Origin of the sequence: Sphingobacterium nematocida (assembly GCF_900168125.1) — a bacterium.
GTDB lineage: Bacteria > Bacteroidota > Bacteroidia > Sphingobacteriales > Sphingobacteriaceae > Sphingobacterium > Sphingobacterium nematocida.
The window spans coordinates 39411-57418 of record NZ_FUZF01000001.1 but is presented as its reverse complement, the minus strand read 5'-3'; the positions used below and the strand labels follow the sequence as shown (position 1 = coordinate 57418).

The following is an 18008-nucleotide window of genomic DNA, read 5'->3' as shown; positions in this document are numbered from 1 at the left end:
GTATTTTGTATTTTTATTAAGAGAGTCTTTAGAGATTTAAATCCCTTTTTCTGTTATACAAGATGATTATGGATAGATACCCTCATCATATTGCGAAGATTTTATCAACAGCTCATTTTTCCGAATGGACTGCGCAAGAGAATGCATTAATAAGAGATTGGTTGTCCGAGGATGAGCGGAATCAAGAGGTATTAGACGCTGTCTTACGCAAAGAGGATGTGTCAAAGGATCTAAAATTGCTGCAATCTTTCGACACAGCGCATGCTTGGGACAAGCATAAGGCCTTGATATCTGTAGGCTCAGCTCCAGTAAGAAGAATCCGTATGTATAACAAGAAGTTTTTCTGGTACTTGGCGGCTTCCATAGCTGTAGCGATAGGAATCGTGTTTTTTAACGCTCAGAGAGTGCCCATAGACCAAGAGCACCTTATATCTTCTATCCAACCTGGGGCGAATCAAGCGACATTGAAATTAGCCGATGGTACAGTTGTCCCGTTGCGTAGCAATGAAGATGGCATCTTGATGAACAATGGACTTACGTATGAAGACGGGGTAAAGGTCGAAGGTATTGAAAACACTAGTTTTTCTTCGTTTGAGATGACTACCCCACGCGGAGGACAGTTTCGGATGACGTTACCCGATGGCACTAAAGTGTGGCTTAATGCGGACACCAGATTAGCCTATCGGGAAGATGACAACGAAAGAGGTGTGGAGATGGATGGAGAAGCCTATTTCGAAGTAAAGCGAAAATTGAAAAGTGACAAAAATCCAAATGGTGGATTAAAGCCTTTTTACGTAAAGACCAGCAAACAAGAGATCGCCGTATTGGGTACTCATTTTAATGTTAAGTCTTACAAAGAAGATGTGAAAAGCTATACCACATTGGTTGAAGGATCTGTCCGTGTACGTACAGATAACGAAGAGCTTATGTTGATCCCTGGAGAGCAGGGGGTAGTTCAGAATAATTCCTTAAACAAGATTCCTGTAGATGTATCTACTGTTTTGGCTTGGAAGGAAGGGAGTTTTGTTTTCAATTCGGAACGTTTAGACGAGATTCTGAAACAAGTGGGGCGTTGGTACGATGTAGACTTTATCATTGAAGATAATAAGTTGAAAGGAGAAAGGTTTGAAGTGATGGTGCCACGTTTCGGGCGGCTGGAAGAGCTTCTTGATCTTTTGCGAAAGACTGGGAAAATTAAGTTTAAATATGATGACCGGAAGGTGTATGTAAGCGAAAAATAAAAATAAATGGAAGGGTAGAAGCGATTGCGGCGCCTCTACCCGAAGGCCTAAAACTGTAGTACAACAATTTTTTTAAAACCTAATCAAATGTATGAAAATTATGGACAAGATAACCGTGTCTCGACAGGTTATTTTGCTGGATTAAAACGATTTGTCTGCTATCAACTGATAAGGGGTAGTAGGACATGGAGGAGACAAGTTATGCGTGTGTCATTGACTTCTATTTTTATGACTTTCTGTATGATGCAGCTGTCTGCTAGTGGTATAGCACAGCAAGTCACGCTGAAAGCAAAGTCAACATCTGTTCGTCAGGTCTTTATGGCGATCAATAAACAGACCGGCTACCATTATGTATGGTCGGCGCGGGATGTAGATCCGAATACGAAGATTTCGGTAGATATTGTTCAACAGCCCCTTGATCAGGCATTGGTTTCGATTTTGAATAACCTTGATCTAAGTTACGAGATTGATAATAAGACTATCGTAATCAAGGAGAAATCTAGAGTAGGCTCGAGTAGTACGGCAAATCGTGTTACTGCTTTCGAGGAAGTAAAACAAAAACAAGTATCTGGACGCATAGTGGATAGCCAAGGAAATCCAGTGCGTGGGGTGAGTATCCGTGTCAAAGGGACAGAATTGGGTACCGTGACCGACGAACAAGGCTACTTTAAGTTTACGCAGACTGTTGATGCAGGGCAAAAATTAGAGTGCTCTTGTCTAGGTTATAAATCGATGGAGTTAACCGCCTCAACCAATATGGGAACGATTGTACTTCAGGATCTGAGTGCCGAGGTGGAAACAGTAGATATCGTGATCAATACAGGGTACCAAAAGATCAGTAAAGAGCGTGCAGCAGGTTCCTTTTCTCAGATCACTTCTAAAGATATGGAGGGAAGGTTGCAGACTAGCTTTCTGGAACGTGCTGAAGGTCTTTTACCGGGGATGGCACTTAATCTGAATAAATCGTATGCCAATCCACAATATAACAATAATTCGGTAGGTGTCGAAGTTCGTGGTCGCGCAACATTAAACGCAGAAGCTGCGCCTTTAATTGTCGTAGACGGTATGCCTTATCAAGGCGATTTGACAGCCCTCAATCCCAATGATATTGAATCGATGACCGTGTTGAAGGATGCGTCAGCATCATCCATCTATGGGGTTCGTTCAGCCAATGGTGTTATTGTCGTGGTAACGAGGATGGGGAAAGAAGGACCTGCAAAGATTGATTATTCCAATTCTTTATCCTTTAGAGGTCTACCTAGTCGTTCTTATCAAAACAAAATGAGTTCGGCAGAATTGGTTGATTTTCAGAAAGAAATGTTCGGATACCGTTCGGGGTCCTTTACTGCCATCGATCCTCGTAAAGGGATGAATGAAGTGTACCAGATCTTATACCAACACAAAGGAGGCAAAATTACGGCTGCTGAGATGGAAGAACAGCTTGATGTGTACCGTAACCGCAGTCGTTATGACCAGATGGATGAGTTCTTGAACTCGGTTACTATGGATCAGCAGCACAATCTTTCCCTTTCTGGAGGAACAGATCGATACAAGTATAGCTATTCGTTAAATTATACACAGCCTGGCGACTATAACAAAGATCGTCCAGTAAATAAAGGCCTAGGATTTAATATTCGCAACAATGTAAAATTGACCGATTGGATGACTGTGAACCTTAATGTGTTGGGCAAGAACCAACGTCAATCGGGAAATACAGGCTTTAATTTCTTGGAGCAATATATGGGAGGACGTGCATCTTATTTGACATTGCGTAATCCCGATGGGAGTCCTGCACAGTGGTATCTAGGTAAGTCCCAGTTTGAAATCGATCGGTTGAACGGGCTTGGATTGGAAGACGAAACTTTTATTCCTATTGATCAGGTGGACAAGACGCATCTTGATTTTTACAATAAATACATCAATATCAATGTAGGCGCCAATTTTAAGTTAATGAAAGGCTTGACTTTCGATTTGATGTATCAGACCGAGCGTACCGAAGGATATAATGGTACCTACTATGCTAAAGATGCACAAAATCTGACAACTGGAGTCTATGTGTCAACACAGGTTAATGATGCAACTCAGATTAACGAAAAGGGAGAAGTAAAACGATTGGTGCCACAAGGCGGCCAGTTTGCAGAAAAACGGAACGATATTAATTCACATACCCTACGTGGGCAGTTAAATTATGAAAATACATTTGCAGACAAGCATGAAATCAATGTGATAGCAGGGGCGGAGCAACGTCAGATTAAGGATCGTTTTACGGATTTGTACAAATACGGTTATGATCCTAGCGCATTGGTATATAAAGGTATGAACGAGGAGCTATTTGGTATTTTTATTCAAAATACACAATCTGTTCAAGGTGGGGTAACTATAGAGAAGAAAGAGAGGGGGTTCCAAGAGAAATTGGACCGTTTTGTATCATTCTATGCGAATGGGTCTTATACCTACGATCGCAACTTGACACTATCGGCTAGTATCCGTATGGACCAATCGAATTTGTTTGGTACAGATATCAAGAATCAGTACAAGCCATTGTGGTCTGTCGGAGGTTTGTACAAGTTACCTACATTTGAACAGGATTGGTTAGATCGTTTAGCTGTACGTATGACTTATGGCGTGAACGGTAATGTACCTAAGAATAACGGTCCTTACCTAATATCTCGGGTCGATAGTAGAATGAACCCTTATAACAATGGTTTACAAGCTTGGATTGATTCACCACCCAATTCTTCATTGCGTTGGGAGAAAACGAATATTTTTAACTTTGGTGTAGATGTATCGGTGTTTCGTAGATTGAATGCAAGCATTGATTTATATAATAAAAGTACCGCAGATTTGTTAGGACCTACCGCTGTAGATCCTACATTAGGGTGGTCGGTTGTTGATCTTAACTACGGCAACATGCGCAATAGAGGAATAGAAGTCGCATTGAATGCTAAAGTTATTGAACACGATGCTTTTAAATGGAATTCCACATTGAATTTCTCCTACAACCAAAATAAGATTACACATCTATTTATTGCAGAAGAGACACCATACTCTTATTATAGTACAGTACAAAACAGAGTAGGCAAACCAGTTGGTTCATTATATAGTATCGATTATGCTGGGTTAGATGCTAAAGGTGAGCCACAGGCACGTAAGGCAGACGGTACCTTGGTGAAATCTACCCAACAGCTGAGTGTAGACGATTTAATTTACAATGGTACGACGGTGCCGCCTTACTCGGTAGCGTGGCGTAATGGTTTTGATTACAAAGATTTCTCCTTAAACTTTATGTTTATATTCAACGGAGGCCATGTAATGCGCTCAGTACGTCCAGAGCCATTGACTAAGTTCGCTGAGTTAAATTACACGAGCAATTTCGATAGATTATGGTTGGATTATTGGAAGCAACCTGGAGATGAAGCGAATTTGGATATCGCTCCACGTTTTATGTCTGCTGCCTCTGGATCTGTTACTGACCTCTATGCGGCAGGCAATCGTTTTGTAGAACGAGCAGACTACATCAAATTGCGAGATATTTCACTGAGTTACAATCTGCCAAGTAAATTGGTCGCTAAGACGCCATTGCGTTATGTCCGTATTACAGGGCAGGTAATGAATGCTTGGCGCTGGACTGCAAACAAGCATAATCTGGATCCAGAAGCTTGGGCCGGCTATGGTGCGATTCGTAGTGATGTAAACAAACCCAAAGAGGTTCGGGTATCCGAAGTGCCTTCTAGAGGATTGTTGAGTCCTGTCGGCTACAATTTTGGTGTATCAATTGGTTTGTAATAGTAAAATAGTTAATGAACATGAAGAAGTTTTTTTCTTTGGCTCTCGTAGCCTCTATAGTATTTTCGGGCTGTAATTCCTACCTAGATGTCAAGCCCAAAGGGTTTACCATTCCCGAGTTGGTCGGAGATTTTGAACAACTCTTGAACAATACGAGTTTGTTGCGTACCCTGCCTGCATCTTTTGATTTTTTAGCAGACAATATACAATCTGGAAAGCGTACGGACGAGGCTTTAGCTACTAGTTTTGACAGTTATTCCTTTATGTTACGGAGTCTTTATACTTTCGAGCACGGTCCTGTTCTTGAAGGTGGGGATTCGGATAGCTATTGGGACGCCGCATACAATCATATTTTTACGTATAATGTGGTTATCAATAATGTATTGAATGCTCCAGATGGTAAGGATGCAGAAAAGAAGCGTTTATGGGCGGAAGCGAAGATCGGCAGAGCTTTTGAGTATCTGTCTTTAGTCAATATTTACGCAAAGCACTATAATGAAGCTACAGCTACTACGGATTTAGGTGTACCTTTAATATTGGTAGAAGATATTAACCAAAAGTACGAACGGGTCTCTGTAGCTAAAATATACGAATTGGTACAGACTGACCTAGAAGATGCCTTACCGTTTCTAGCGACCAGTTCATCCAATAAGTTCCAACCGCTTAAAACGGTAGGTTTTGCGTTCTTAAGTCGTGTAGCACTTTACAAAGGGGACTATGCCGCTGCCTTGAGTAATGCCAAAGAAGCACTGAAACTTAACGCTTACTTGGAAGACTATAGTCAGTTTACGACTAAACTGAAGACTACTTGGGGACGGGTGCATTACAAAGGAGATCCAAGCAAGCCTTTTCCCGAGATTCGTTTTAATAACGAAACCGTTTGGGGACGTATGGGAGCCTCATCCTATGGTTCGCTTAATGGACAGGTGTATGCATCTAGTGATTTGCTTGCTACCTACAAACGTGACATGAAAGGAACGAAGGATATGCGTTATGACTTGTTTTTCTGTAGGGATTCGGCTTCTTTTGGTGGCGCGGTAACACATTTTCCTGGGCGTGTGCTTTGGGGACCATATATCGACTTCAATACCGGATTTAGTACACCTGAATTGTATCTGATTGCTGCAGAGGCAGAGGCTCGTATTGGGTCCACTGAAGAAGCGTTAAAACTACTGAACACCCTACGTGACAAGCGTATTGAGAATAATGTGCATGTCTCGGGTTTGGATAAGGCCGCGACTTTAGCCATGGTATTTGACGAACGTAGACGTGAGATGCCTTATGTAGGGAGTACCCGTCTTGTCGATTTAAAAAGATTACATACTACGGGAGACCTCACGAAGGAAATCGTCCATAAAGTAGAGGACAAGGAGTATCGTATGTCTTCTGGTGATCCACGGATGATTATTCCAATTTCACCAAAGGTATTGTCGCTTAACCCAGGAATGCCACAATACGAAAGATAAATCCAAAGGCGTATTACCCTGCAGATCGAGCCAAGGTAATACGCCTTAAACTTTTAAAAAGAAAATTAATACCTATGAACCGTATTATATTTAGTTTAGTTTTCCTTGTGGCTTGTACAATTGTACAGGCCCAAGAAGCTATCAATTTTCAGAAAATTTCCTTAGCTGAAGCTAAGGCGCAGGCCAAAGCAAGCGGTAAGTTAATATTTATAGATGGTTATACCTCTTGGTGTGCACCGTGTAAGTGGATGGAGGGCAATGTCTTTAATCAAACCGAAGCAGCGCAGTTTTATAATGCTAACTTTATCAATACCAAATTTGATTGTGAAGTCGGAGAGGGCGTAGATGTTGCAAAACAGTACAACATTCGTAGTTTTCCTACTTATTTGTTTATCGATAGTGATGGCAAGCTTTTGTACCGTTCTCAATCTCGAATGGAGATGCAAGAATTTATCAATGAAGGTAAACGTGCCTTGGATCCCAATTTTCAGATTCCGACAATCCGCGCCCGTTATGATGCAGGGGAACGTAGTCCTAGTTTTCTAGCCGCGTATATTACGACGATGACTAAGGTAGATCCGGCTTCTGCACAAGAGGCCAAGGAAGCATTAGATGGTATCGCTGATCCCTCTTTTTTGAAATCTGCTGAAGGTTGGAATGTTATCGAGCTTTTTGGTCAAAGTCAGAAAGATAAGTACGGTAAATTCTTTATGGACAATCGTCCTTATTTTAAAGGAATCATATCTGCTGAAGCATTTGAGAAGAAAGAAACGCAGTTGATGAAATATGCAATGTATGATTATATCCGCACTAAGGACGAGACACAGTTTAAAGAAGGATTAGCTTATTTTTCAAATAAATCGGACGAAGCGAATCAGGTTGATGCTGCATTGTTTGAGATAGAATGGGTAGCCGAGTACGGTACCGATAAAGAATTTGTCAAGCTTACCGACAAGTTGAGTAAGGGAATTTTGAAAGATAACGATGAGCGGTTAAGCTTTATCGGACGCAGATATGCTGGTGTAAAGCGGGATGTCGCACCGTCAAAAGCACGTTTACAACAATGCTATAAGCTTGCCAAAAAGGCTGTTCAGTTGAATGAGAATTCCTATTCCAATCAAGGTACGTTTGCCGAAATCTGTATAACCCTTAAAAAGAAGAAAGAAGCGGTCAAGGCGGCAGAGGCAGCACGGGCATTGGCCGAGTTAGAAACTTCAAAGATTATCAAGATAGCGGATACACTCCTGGCCCGTGCACAGGCACTATAACTTAAAGAAACGAAGAATATGAAAGCAATGAAAAGCATATTATGTGGTCTATTACTAAGTGGGGTAGCTGTAACTCAGTTGACTGCACAGGAGCATGATTTCACGTTAAAGCTTAAGCCTGGTAAAGAAGTCCCAAAGACAGCCAAAGTTTTTGTCCGCTATTTTGTGGATCAAAAGTTGGTATTGGATTCTGTGGTTTTTAATGGCAAGGCACAGAACTATAAAGGTAAAATAAACGAAGCGAGTCAGGTCAATCTTTATTATTCTCCAGACGGTGCATCATTTTTTAGCCGTAATCGCACTAAACGACTGGATAAGATAGATCTGTATGTTGACAAGGGAAATACAACAGTAAGCTTCAATGCGTCTATTTCTGAAGCGGAGATCAAAGGTTCCGCAATTCAGACTGCCTTTGCCCACTACAGGACAGCCATGAAGACTCTGGATGTACAGATTGAGGAACTGATGGGGAGACGTTCCGCTCTTTACAGTACGAAAGAGCAGGGGCAAATAGAACTGCAAAAAGTGAATGATGCGCTACATCAATTGCAAGCGGAGAAAGCAAAGGCTAAAGAAGCTTACATTAGACAAAATACGAAATCCTATTTCAGTGTTCTTGCACTTAAAGAACTCGCTGGCTACGATATTGATACCGATTACATCGAGCCCTTATTCCAAGCTCTTTCAGCCGAATTACAGGGCAGTAAGGAAGGACAGGAGCTAGCCTCGGGTATCTCGATAGCAAAGCGTGTGGGAATAGGTAAGCAGGCACCATTATTTACACAGCCCGATACCGAGGGAAATCCAATCCAATTGGCGGATTTTAAAGGCAAATACGTTTTGGTAGATTTTTGGGCATCTTGGTGTGGACCATGTCGCGCCGACAATCCCAATCTGGTAAAAGCTTATAATACGTTTAAGGATAAAAATTTCACCATTTTGGGGGTGTCATTAGATAGAGAAGGCAAGAAGCAAGACTGGCTTAATGCTATCGAAAAAGATGGATTGCCTTGGCATCATGTAAGTGATTTGACAGGTTGGAAGTCAGAGGTGGCCGCTATGTACGGTATTAAAGCTATTCCACAGAATTTTCTGATTGATCCCCAAGGAAAAATCGTTGCGAAAAACCTTCATGGCGATAGTCTCGAAAAGAAGCTTAAGGAATTGTTGTAGTACAGACTGCTATTCCATGTGGGGACTCAAAAAGAGTCCCCATTTTTTCGGAAGTGTCTGTTGGTGATCCGTCAGTTGGCAGATCATGAAAGTTTTAGTTGAGTAACATGCCATAGTCTTCAACTGTTTTTAATATTTAACCCTCCTCAAATTCAACTTTATGGTCGCCTAAGTTTTTGATCCGTGCAAGAGATTCAATCGGTATACCTAACTCAAGTAAACGTTCATGTCCTTGCTGAAATGATTTTTCAATAATAAATCCCATTCCCAGCAAACGAGCACCAGCCTTTTGCACCAGTTCATATACCCCCATAGCGGCGTTGCCATTGGCCAAAAAATCATCAATAAAAACCACTTGATCATCAGCTGTCAAAAAATCACGACTTACACAGATATCATAGGTTTTATCTTTGGTATAAGAGTACACCGAGGAAGTCAGCATATTTTCCATAGTCTTAGGAATAGCCTTTTTAACAAACACCACGGGTAGTTCTAAAAGGTAGCCCAACATGATCGCAGGAGCAATTCCGCTCGCTTCAATCGTTACAATCTTATTGATGGGTAAATGCCCAAAGCGACGTACAAATTCAACGCCTATTGATTTCATTAATATGGGATCCATCTGATGGTTAATAAAGCTATCTACCTTTAGAATTCCACCATCAAAGCTTTTACCATCCTTCAGTATACGGTCTTTTAACAATTTCATCTCAAAAAATATTTGATTGCAAAGATAGACTAACACTCGCGACAACCAAAATTCCGAATAACTTCTACGAACATGCGACATCCGATAGCGCGATATTGCATGGATACTATTTGTTATCATTAGCTTTTCGGGAATAAAAATCTATATTTGTCAATAATTAGAAATACACAACAAAATGTCTTTTCTTTCCGTATAAATACCATATCGCAATTTTGCTTTTCCTTCCCGCGAGAAGCCGTGTGCCGCTCTTAAGTAGCAGTACATAGGTTGGATATGGAAAAAATTCAGTTTCAGTTTTTACAATTATTTTTTAACAGGCAGATACTGTTCTATCGGTATGTTTCGAACCGTTAGATACACTATTTGCGTCATTTTTTTGAAATGAATATTTATCCGGAAAACTTCGAACAAAAAATAGATTTCGATACGATTAGACATTATCTCAGAGAATACTGCTTAAGTCCCTTAGGCATAGAGAAAGTAGATTCAATGTTCTTTTCCACAGATTTTAACAAGATTTCAAACGCATTGATCTGTACCAGTGAATTTTTACAGATTGTCGCTATGAAGGAGAGCTTCCCTACAGATTACTTTCTTGACATTCGAGCGGATTTACAGCAAGTTGAGAAAGACAGCAGCGCTTGGTTATCCGAAAAAGATATCTCACTTTTGGCGGACTCGTTAGAAACCATAATTCGCATTGTTGATTTCTTAAGTGAACAAGAAAATGAGAATGAACGACTAAAATATCCTATGCTCAGTAAGTTAGGAAAGGATGTAAAACTGTTTTCGGTCGTAGTTGAAAGAGCCAACTCTATTCTAGACAAATCCAATCAAATAAAAGACAATGCCTCCAAGCTTCTATCTACGATCCGTAAAGGCAAGATAGAGGCCGAAAAGGACATTGTCAAAGCTATGACTACAGCACTGCGGCAAGCCCAGAAGCAGGGAATAGTAGATAGAGATGTGCAGGCTGATGTTCGAGGAGGGTATTACCTTATTCCGGTTACCGCTACAAACAAGAAAAAGATTAAAGGTATTGTCCGCGACAGTTCAGGAAGTGGTCGCACGTTCTTTATCGAGCCAGAAGCGGTGGTCCAAGCGTCAAGTCGTCTCCGACAGCTAGAGAATGATGAGCGCCGGGAAGTTATATATATATTGAACGAATTTACCAACTTCATTAGACCAGATATCGATGACATTTTGGTTTCCTATGATTTCATGGCGGAGATCGATTTTATTCGCGCCAAAGCGTTGTTCGCCTCTAAGATTAACGCAACAATGCCTTTGTTCGAAAACAGGCAACAAGTCGAGTGGGAGAGAGCCGTTCATCCCTTGTTGGAGATCACGCTACGTCAACAGAATATGCAAGCCCGCCCATTAGATATACAACTTACACCCACGGACAGGATTTTGGTTGTCTCCGGAGTGAATGCTGGCGGAAAATCACTTTGTCTCAAGACCGTTGCATTATTACAATACATGCTCCAGTGTGGCTTATTGATTCCAGTAGCCCCAGAGTCTAAAGCAGGTATATTCCACCGTCTCTTTATGGATATAGGCGATGGGCAAAGTGTAGAGAATAGTTTGAGTACCTATACTTCACATTTACGAAATATGAAGTTTTTTGTTGAAAATCATAACGATAAGACACTGATGCTCATTGACGAGTTTGGAGGGGGCACCGAGCCGCAGATAGGCGGAGCGATAGCCGAGACATTACTTGATCGATTCAATAGCAAGAAAAGCTTCGGTTTGATCACAACCCATTTTCAAAACCTTAAACACTTTGCCTATAGGACAGCGGGTGTTATCAATGGCGCTATGCTTTACGATTCGGAGAATAACCGACCGATGTACAAGCTTTCTATCGGTACTCCAGGAAGTTCATTTGCGATCGAAGTAGCTAGACGCATAGGTTTAGAAGAGACTATTATTGTTGAGGCCTCCAATAAAATAGGAAAGGAGTTTGTTAACATAGATGAGTTTTTACAAGCCATAGCCCGAGACAAGTTATATTGGGAGAATAGGGGTAAGGAGATAACAGAAAGTAAATCGCAAAGGGAATTAACTTCAGAACTAACAATGCTTCAGATAGAACCTTCAAGGTCAGCTGAATCGCTGGATGTCAGTTTGACCGTAGGGGATAAAGTAACTATGGTAGGTCAGACCGTGGTAGGGACCATTTTAGAGATATCTGGACGCCGTGCTACAGTTGTTTTCGGTACGCTAAAAACGAAGATGGCAGTAGACAAATTGCAGGTCGTCCGATAGCTATACGGTTGAGGTTGTGCAGGATAAGATCTGCACAACCCTTTGTTTTTAAATCAATGCTTCTTACATAATTATTAGAGGATATAGTTTGATCTGATCCAATCACAGCAACCTTCTATTTAACATAACTATATTTATGATGTTACATTTAACTTATAATCACGCTAAGCTCATATGCCATTCCTCAAATCCTATTTTCCAGCTTCATCATTATATCTAAGTTTTATAATGACACAATAAGAGAGAATCTTTATATTAGAGTTGACAAAAAACAATGCTCTTATGAGGGGCTTTGCTTAACCTTGTGAGATTCCATAGCTTACCAAAGGGTAGTGCTAAGAATTAGGTGAGGGGTGATCATCATAACACGACACCAATAATTATGAATACAGATAAGCTACTGATAATATTGCTTCTAGTGATAGCGAACACTGTCGTCTCTGCACAATCGCAGCGAAAGAGACCAAATATTGTTTATATAATGAGCGACGATCACGGCTATCAAGCCGTAAGTGCATATGGACATGGGCTCAACCATACCCCACATATTGATCGATTGGCCATCGAAGGTGCACTGTTTACACGCGCTACTGTCACCAATTCACTATGCGCACCCAGTAGGGCCGTATTGCTAACGGGCAAACATAGTTATGTAAATGGCAAGATCGATAATGAAGCTACATTCGATTGGAATCAAAATAATTTTGCTAAGATTCTGCAAACTAGCGGCTATCAAACAGCACTTATAGGTAAAATTCATATGGATGGACTACCTCAGGGATTTGATTATTCTGCGGTACTTATCGATCAGGGCGAGTATTACAATCCAAATTTTATAATTAACGGGACAAAAAAGCAGGTCGAAGGATATGTTACAGACCTCACCACAGACATGACATTAGATTGGATAGCCAATAGAGATACAGCTAAACCATTTTGTGTATTGTATCATCAGAAGGCCCCTCATCGCGAATGGCTTCCCGCGTTGCGTCATATTAAAGAATACACTTCAAGAACCTATAAAGAACCGGCAACTCTCTTTGATAATTACGAAGGTCGAGGAGTCGCAGCCAAAACAGCCGAGATGAACATCCTTAAACACATGAACTGGGCGGGAGACAACAAGGTTCCGCCCGCGATGATGGACGAACTGGGCATTAAGGAATACCTATCTTGGGACAAAGCCGCATTTAACAATAATCTGGGACGAATGGCACCAGACGAGCGAGCGAGGTGGGATTCTGTGTACAATCCGATTATGGCCGACTTTAAGGCAAGTTACAGACAGATGTCGGATAGCAGTCTAATGCGTTGGCGATACCAACGTTATATGCAGGATTATTTGGGTACGGTAGCAGCGGTCGATGATGGGGTAGGGCGCCTGTTAGATTTTTTAAAGGAAAACGGATTGGATGAAAATACTATTGTAGTCTATACTTCAGATCAAGGCTTCTACCTGGGCGAACACGGTTGGTACGACAAGCGCTTTATGTATGAAGAATCGCTACGTACACCTCTACTTATACGCTATCCAGCCGAAATAAAACCAGGGCAATCTTCAGACGCATTGGTACAAAATCTTGATTTTGCCCCCACATTGTTAGATTATGCTGGGATCAAGGCACCCGAAGATATGCAAGGAGAGTCATTTCGCGGCCTGCTTAATGGCCGCACCAACAGCTGGCGTGATGTTGTTTATTACACCTATTATGAGTACCCTTCTATACACATGGTAAAGCGGCATTATGGTATACGAACACAGCGATATAAATTGATTCATTTCTATTATGATGTAGACGAATGGGAACTTTATGATCTAGAAAAAGATCCCCAGGAACTAAACAATATATACCATCACCCAGATTATGCACAGGTGCGCAAGCAAATGCATGAGAAACTAAAAGAAACTCGATTGAAATATAATGATTCCGCCACAAACGATTGTCATTTCTTACCGGTTTCTAAAAGATAAGGCAATATTTAAATGGATCGGTCTGTACATTTTCAAGATTGTAGAGTCTGCTTGTCCGATTTACGCGGTAGCGTAGGTAAGAACGAGATACCATCCGTGACAGGCACCTTCGCCCCGGTTAATTCAGCAAGAGTGGCCATCAGATCATATTGAACACTAGGAAGATCCGATTTTGCGCCCGACAGAATGTGTTTAGACCAACGCGCGATAATAGCCCTGTCCTCCCAGATATCTGCCATCGTTTTAGATTGAATTTTAAATTGCCAGTTGAACTCCACTGCCACCAATGACTTTAATTCCTTCTGGAAACTCCTTCCAAAATCGGATATAACGATATTTAGCTTCGAAAGGTGCTGTATTGTATTCTCCTTTTAACTCTATGGTCAGTGTAATAACGGCTACATTATCAATAATATTTAGATTCTCAATCTTAGGAAGGAGTTCGTGTATCTTTAATGCGCCATCGCGATAGGTATTTAAATCTATTTCTTTGGTTATTACCTCCCCATTTGGAGATACAAAAAGTAAATCTTCATGTAGCAATTCGTCAAGCGACTGGATATTACTTGCTTTAATAGCTATGTAGAGTCTATTCTCTAAATCTAAGATTTCATCTTTTGTCATTGTGTTTTTCATAACTTTAGATTGGTTAATTCAACCGTTTCTCCTTATTAACTATTAAGAGGAAACGGTTCTCGTAGAGCTTCTATCTGGATATGCGAGTTATCGGCGTTAATACAACCTTACGGAATTCAACTTCAGCACCTTCAGCTTGTAGGGCAATCTGTCCGTTACTCGCGGTACAGTCGTAACCCTCATTTACAAGGTCGCCATTTACCCACACCTTAATAATCCGGTCTAAGCATTCAATCCGCATACTATTCCACTCCCCAAGTGGCTTCTCCGAATGATCGGTAAGATTCAGTATTCTTCGTTTTTTACCCTCTGTAATACCCCATTCAGCTTCTTCACCACGGCGCTCCAGCATATTTGGCACTTTAATATCCTCTACAATACACCAAAAATCTCCCGCATTTTCATGCATCATCTGTACCTCAATAGATTTTGGGAACATCCCATAAAGAGCACGGGGAGTAGAAGCATGTACCAGTACACCACAATTCCCAGGCTTTCCAGCAAAGCGGTATTCAACAGTCAGACTGTAATTTTTATACGACTTATCAGTTATGATATGACCATTTGGCGTTCCCATACTTACTAGCATTCCATTTCTAACCAGAAAAGGACTTTTCAAATCCCTATTTTTGTCCATATCTGGAACATCAATATGCCATCCTTTTAAATCTTTGCCATTGAAGAGATTTTCCGATTGAGCAAAGGAAGAAGATGAAAACGTCAAGCTACTTACAAAAAAAAGAGCTGAAAAATAAAAGTTCATAGATGAATTAGGTTTGAGTTGTTATCGTTAAAACAAACATACATAATAATTTTCATGATTCCCTTGACCGTTATTTCTTTGTTACTGAGCTACCGTGCCAATATAACCAATAGTAACATAGTAAAGAAAGCCGTCCTTTTACGGACAGCCTTCTTATACACGCACTAACTAATAGCAGTATCCTCTATTAAGTTGGTGCTAAGCTAAGCAAACTCATCAAAGGCACAATACGGGTTCCCGTAATAAGCCATTTCTTTCCTAAAAAGTCTTTACTTTTAAGTTGCAATTCCAGTTAAATTAATATCTTTAACTAGAGGTCTGCAGTATGTTTGACCAATATCAAGTATAAACCAATCGGGATAGTGCGAATATCAGTATGATTACAAGAAGAGAACTTCTCCAAAGGGAAAAAACATATGCATGTAGCAGAAAACGCACCTCACTCATAAAGAAGATATGAAATGAGGAAAATTCAAATTGCAGTATGTGTTTGTTTAGTATCGGTATCCTTATACGGTCAGAGCTGGTTGCCAGAAAAAAGAGATAGTCAAGTCAAGTTGCGTTTGCTGGATTGTAAATACGATAAAGCAAGATTGGTAGAGAAAAGGATTATCGATCAAACTTCCGAAAATTGGGAGGTGAGACAAGAGCTGGAAACCAAAAAGGACGGGGATGCAACCACTTATCGCTTTACTTTTAAAGCTAAGCGTGCGATGTCCGATGTGGGAGTAGCGGTGGCCTTTGATGAGTATGATTGGACGAGTGATAATTTTGTAATGATACCAGCGGTAGTTTACAATGGAAATAGACAACGCATCGTTAACCGAGAGTATGCTACCGGATTGGATAAGTCAGATTACTTTCGAAAAGATTTAGCTTTAACATCCAATCCCATTCCGCAATTATCGCCCGAATACGGTTCTAAATCCCTTCTTGAGGTGAATGTTAGTAATACCTCAACGCCAGTGCTTAGCTATCTGAACAGGAGGGAGGCGACAGCAACTTTTCTATTTACGGATCAAGGGATAACATGGAATAATGAAATTAAAGATCATGCATTCATCGTCGAAGAAACTCCCGATCGGCAAGTAGCGAGCTTTATCATTAGTGCTCCAGGAGTACGCGAACGTAAGCCCGAGTTTATAGGATTCAGTAGCAGTCCTGATCGCGGCATTACCGTATCAAAAGGAGATGAGCTCTCGATTCGTGTCACGAAGATTGATTTTAAATGTCAAGACATTGTGACGCTCTATTCACGCTTTATGCAAGAACGAAAGCGACATCTGCAAGAAACAAAGCCACGTAATTTGGTTCCGATGAGTCAAGTGCTACAGTTTATGACCAAAAATATTGACGAACGTTATTATATGGGTCAAGGGGTTGCATTTTATTGTCCGGAAAATGCCAATTGGATGTCTTACGGCTGGGTAGGAGGATTGATGAATACATACCCAATGTTAGCATTGGGGGATCCAGAGCATTATCGAAAAGTGAAAAATACCTTTGATTTTGCATTACCTATAGGTCGAGGAAAAAGCGGCTATTTTTATGATGTGGTAGAAGCGAACAAGAAGGTCCTTTATCGAGATGGCGCTAAAGAAAATCCAGGTATAGGTTTGACACGAAAAAATGCCGATATCCTCTTTTGGATGGTAAAACAGTTTATGTTGCTCGAAAAACAAGGGAAAGCCACCGCAATAGCTGATGAATGGAAGGCCGAAGTAAAACGATTAGCCGATGCGCTGGTAAAAACTTGGAAAGACGAAGGGACCTGGGGCAATTACGTCGATGTAGAATCTGGCAAAGTAGCCGCTTATAATACCACAGGTGGAGCGATGGCGGTGGGCGGTCTTGCTCTCGCTTCCACTTACTTTAAAGAACCAGAATACCTAAAAGTAGCTCATGAAGCAGCCGCTTACTATTACGAAAGTTTTAGCCTGCTCGGATTTACATCTGGGGGCTGTGGAGATATTCTCCAAAATGCAGATTCAGAAACAGCCATTGCTTTAACAACATCCATGATGACCTTATTTGAAACAACTGGACAAAAAAAATATTTAGAGCAGACAAAACAACTGGCGGACTATACAGCTTCGTGGACCGTTTCATTTCCATACGTACTTCCGTCCCATACACCACTGGCTAAACTTGGAGCCAATCTTACCGGCGCGGTATGGGCGAGTACGCAGAATAAACATGGAGCTCCGGGCTTCTGCACACAGTCGGGAGATGTACTCTTTAAATTGTATCGCGCTACAGCGAATAAGTTGTATGCCGATTTTATACGGGATGTGATCCATGCACATGCGGAAGGCATTCAGCCCAATGGCAAGATCACCGAACGATTGACCTATTGCGATGCCGACAGCCGTGGTTCTCGTGGCGATGGAGGACAGACAGGGTGGAATGAGACAAACGGCGCGATGATGGCACTAGAAATACCAGGCATTTATGTGCGCAAAGATTTAGGAACTGTTTATACATTTGATCATGTCGAAGTCAAGGAAATCAAAAAGACCAAAACAGGAATGACGATAACAGTCTTTAATCCCACCGCATTTGACGCGATGATAACAGTTTTCGCAGAAGACAAAGAGCAAGCAGCAAAACCACTGGGAGAGAACGCATTTTTGGATTGGAAGCAGAAGGTAGCTGTACGATCAGGTCAGTCCGCCACGATAAAAATTCAGTAAATTCCACTTATAAAATAAACGATGATA

Annotated in this window: 12 protein-coding genes; 8 read left to right on the top strand and 4 right to left on the bottom strand. The window is 41.2% G+C overall.

Features of this window, described 5'->3' with window-relative positions; all coding sequences use genetic code 11:
* The first annotated feature begins 68 nt into the window (after nucleotides 1-68).
* The 5 genes from B5X76_RS00265 to B5X76_RS00245 all read left to right on the top strand — a co-directional run bounded on the left by B5X76_RS00265 (nucleotide 69) and on the right by B5X76_RS00245 (nucleotide 8934).
* Entirely contained in the window at nucleotides 69-1241 is a 1173-nt protein-coding gene (locus B5X76_RS00265; protein ID WP_176140943.1) for a FecR family protein, read from the top strand.
* 87 nt (nucleotides 1242-1328) lie between these two features.
* On the top strand, nucleotides 1329-5027 hold the full coding sequence (locus B5X76_RS00260) for a SusC/RagA family TonB-linked outer membrane protein (RefSeq protein WP_079640423.1): 3699 nt from the start codon (nucleotides 1329-1331) through the stop codon (nucleotides 5025-5027).
* A 20-nt stretch (nucleotides 5028-5047) separates the two neighbouring features.
* Nucleotides 5048-6493, top strand: coding sequence for a RagB/SusD family nutrient uptake outer membrane protein (locus tag B5X76_RS00255; RefSeq protein WP_176140942.1), 1446 nt, complete (start codon nucleotides 5048-5050; stop codon nucleotides 6491-6493).
* 74 nt (nucleotides 6494-6567) lie between these two features.
* Nucleotides 6568-7761, top strand: coding sequence for a thioredoxin family protein (locus tag B5X76_RS00250; protein WP_079640421.1), 1194 nt, complete (start codon nucleotides 6568-6570; stop codon nucleotides 7759-7761).
* A gap of 18 nt (nucleotides 7762-7779) precedes the next feature.
* Nucleotides 7780-8934 carry a peroxiredoxin family protein gene (locus B5X76_RS00245; RefSeq protein WP_079640420.1) on the top strand — a complete coding sequence of 385 codons (1155 nt, stop codon included), beginning with the start codon at nucleotides 7780-7782 and terminating at the stop codon, nucleotides 8932-8934.
* A gap of 136 nt (nucleotides 8935-9070) precedes the next feature.
* On the opposite strand, the gene xpt is transcribed toward B5X76_RS00245, so the two are convergent.
* Complete coding sequence (xpt, locus tag B5X76_RS00240; RefSeq protein ID WP_079640419.1) at nucleotides 9071-9643, bottom strand: xanthine phosphoribosyltransferase; 573 nt, start codon at nucleotides 9641-9643, stop codon at nucleotides 9071-9073.
* Nucleotides 9644-10024: 381 nt separating this feature from the next.
* Here xpt and B5X76_RS00235 point away from each other — a divergent pair, with 381 nt between their 5' ends.
* Entirely contained in the window at nucleotides 10025-11917 is a 1893-nt protein-coding gene (locus tag B5X76_RS00235; protein ID WP_079640418.1) for an endonuclease MutS2, read from the top strand.
* Nucleotides 11918-12299: 382 nt separating this feature from the next.
* Entirely contained in the window at nucleotides 12300-13889 is a 1590-nt protein-coding gene (locus tag B5X76_RS00230; RefSeq protein WP_079640417.1) for a sulfatase family protein, read from the top strand.
* Between the two features lie 32 nt (nucleotides 13890-13921).
* On the opposite strand, the gene B5X76_RS00225 is transcribed toward B5X76_RS00230, so the two are convergent.
* From B5X76_RS00225 to B5X76_RS00215, 3 genes are all read right to left on the bottom strand, one after another.
* Nucleotides 13922-14128, bottom strand: a complete 207-nt coding sequence (locus B5X76_RS00225) for a hypothetical protein (protein ID WP_079640416.1) — start codon at nucleotides 14126-14128, stop codon at nucleotides 13922-13924.
* Nucleotides 14129-14144: 16 nt separating this feature from the next.
* Nucleotides 14145-14525 (bottom strand): nuclear transport factor 2 family protein, encoded by a 381-nt coding sequence (locus B5X76_RS00220; protein WP_079640415.1) that lies wholly within the window; start codon nucleotides 14523-14525, stop codon nucleotides 14145-14147.
* A gap of 70 nt (nucleotides 14526-14595) precedes the next feature.
* Nucleotides 14596-15288, bottom strand: coding sequence for a 3-keto-disaccharide hydrolase (locus B5X76_RS00215; protein WP_079640414.1), 693 nt, complete (start codon nucleotides 15286-15288; stop codon nucleotides 14596-14598).
* Between the two features lie 461 nt (nucleotides 15289-15749).
* Here B5X76_RS00215 and B5X76_RS00210 point away from each other — a divergent pair, with 461 nt between their 5' ends.
* Entirely contained in the window at nucleotides 15750-17981 is a 2232-nt protein-coding gene (locus B5X76_RS00210) for a hypothetical protein (protein WP_079640413.1), read from the top strand.
* Nucleotides 17982-18008: the final 27 nt, after the last annotated feature.

Coding starts and splice junctions, on each gene's coding strand:
- B5X76_RS00235 (WP_079640418.1), top strand. CDS start 10,025: ATGAATATTTATCCGGAAAACTTCGAACAAAAAATAGATTTCGATACG.
- B5X76_RS00250 (WP_079640421.1), top strand. CDS start 6,568: ATGAACCGTATTATATTTAGTTTAGTTTTCCTTGTGGCTTGTACAATT.
- B5X76_RS00220 (WP_079640415.1), bottom strand. CDS start 14,525: ATGAAAAACACAATGACAAAAGATGAAATCTTAGATTTAGAGAATAGA.
- B5X76_RS00225 (WP_079640416.1), bottom strand. CDS start 14,128: ATGGCAGATATCTGGGAGGACAGGGCTATTATCGCGCGTTGGTCTAAA.
- B5X76_RS00215 (WP_079640414.1), bottom strand. CDS start 15,288: ATGAACTTTTATTTTTCAGCTCTTTTTTTTGTAAGTAGCTTGACGTTT.
- B5X76_RS00210 (WP_079640413.1), top strand. CDS start 15,750: ATGAGGAAAATTCAAATTGCAGTATGTGTTTGTTTAGTATCGGTATCC.
- B5X76_RS00255 (WP_176140942.1), top strand. CDS start 5,048: ATGAAGAAGTTTTTTTCTTTGGCTCTCGTAGCCTCTATAGTATTTTCG.
- xpt (WP_079640419.1), bottom strand. CDS start 9,643: ATGAAATTGTTAAAAGACCGTATACTGAAGGATGGTAAAAGCTTTGAT.
- B5X76_RS00260 (WP_079640423.1), top strand. CDS start 1,329: ATGTATGAAAATTATGGACAAGATAACCGTGTCTCGACAGGTTATTTT.
- B5X76_RS00230 (WP_079640417.1), top strand. CDS start 12,300: ATGAATACAGATAAGCTACTGATAATATTGCTTCTAGTGATAGCGAAC.
- B5X76_RS00245 (WP_079640420.1), top strand. CDS start 7,780: ATGAAAGCAATGAAAAGCATATTATGTGGTCTATTACTAAGTGGGGTA.
- B5X76_RS00265 (WP_176140943.1), top strand. CDS start 69: ATGGATAGATACCCTCATCATATTGCGAAGATTTTATCAACAGCTCAT.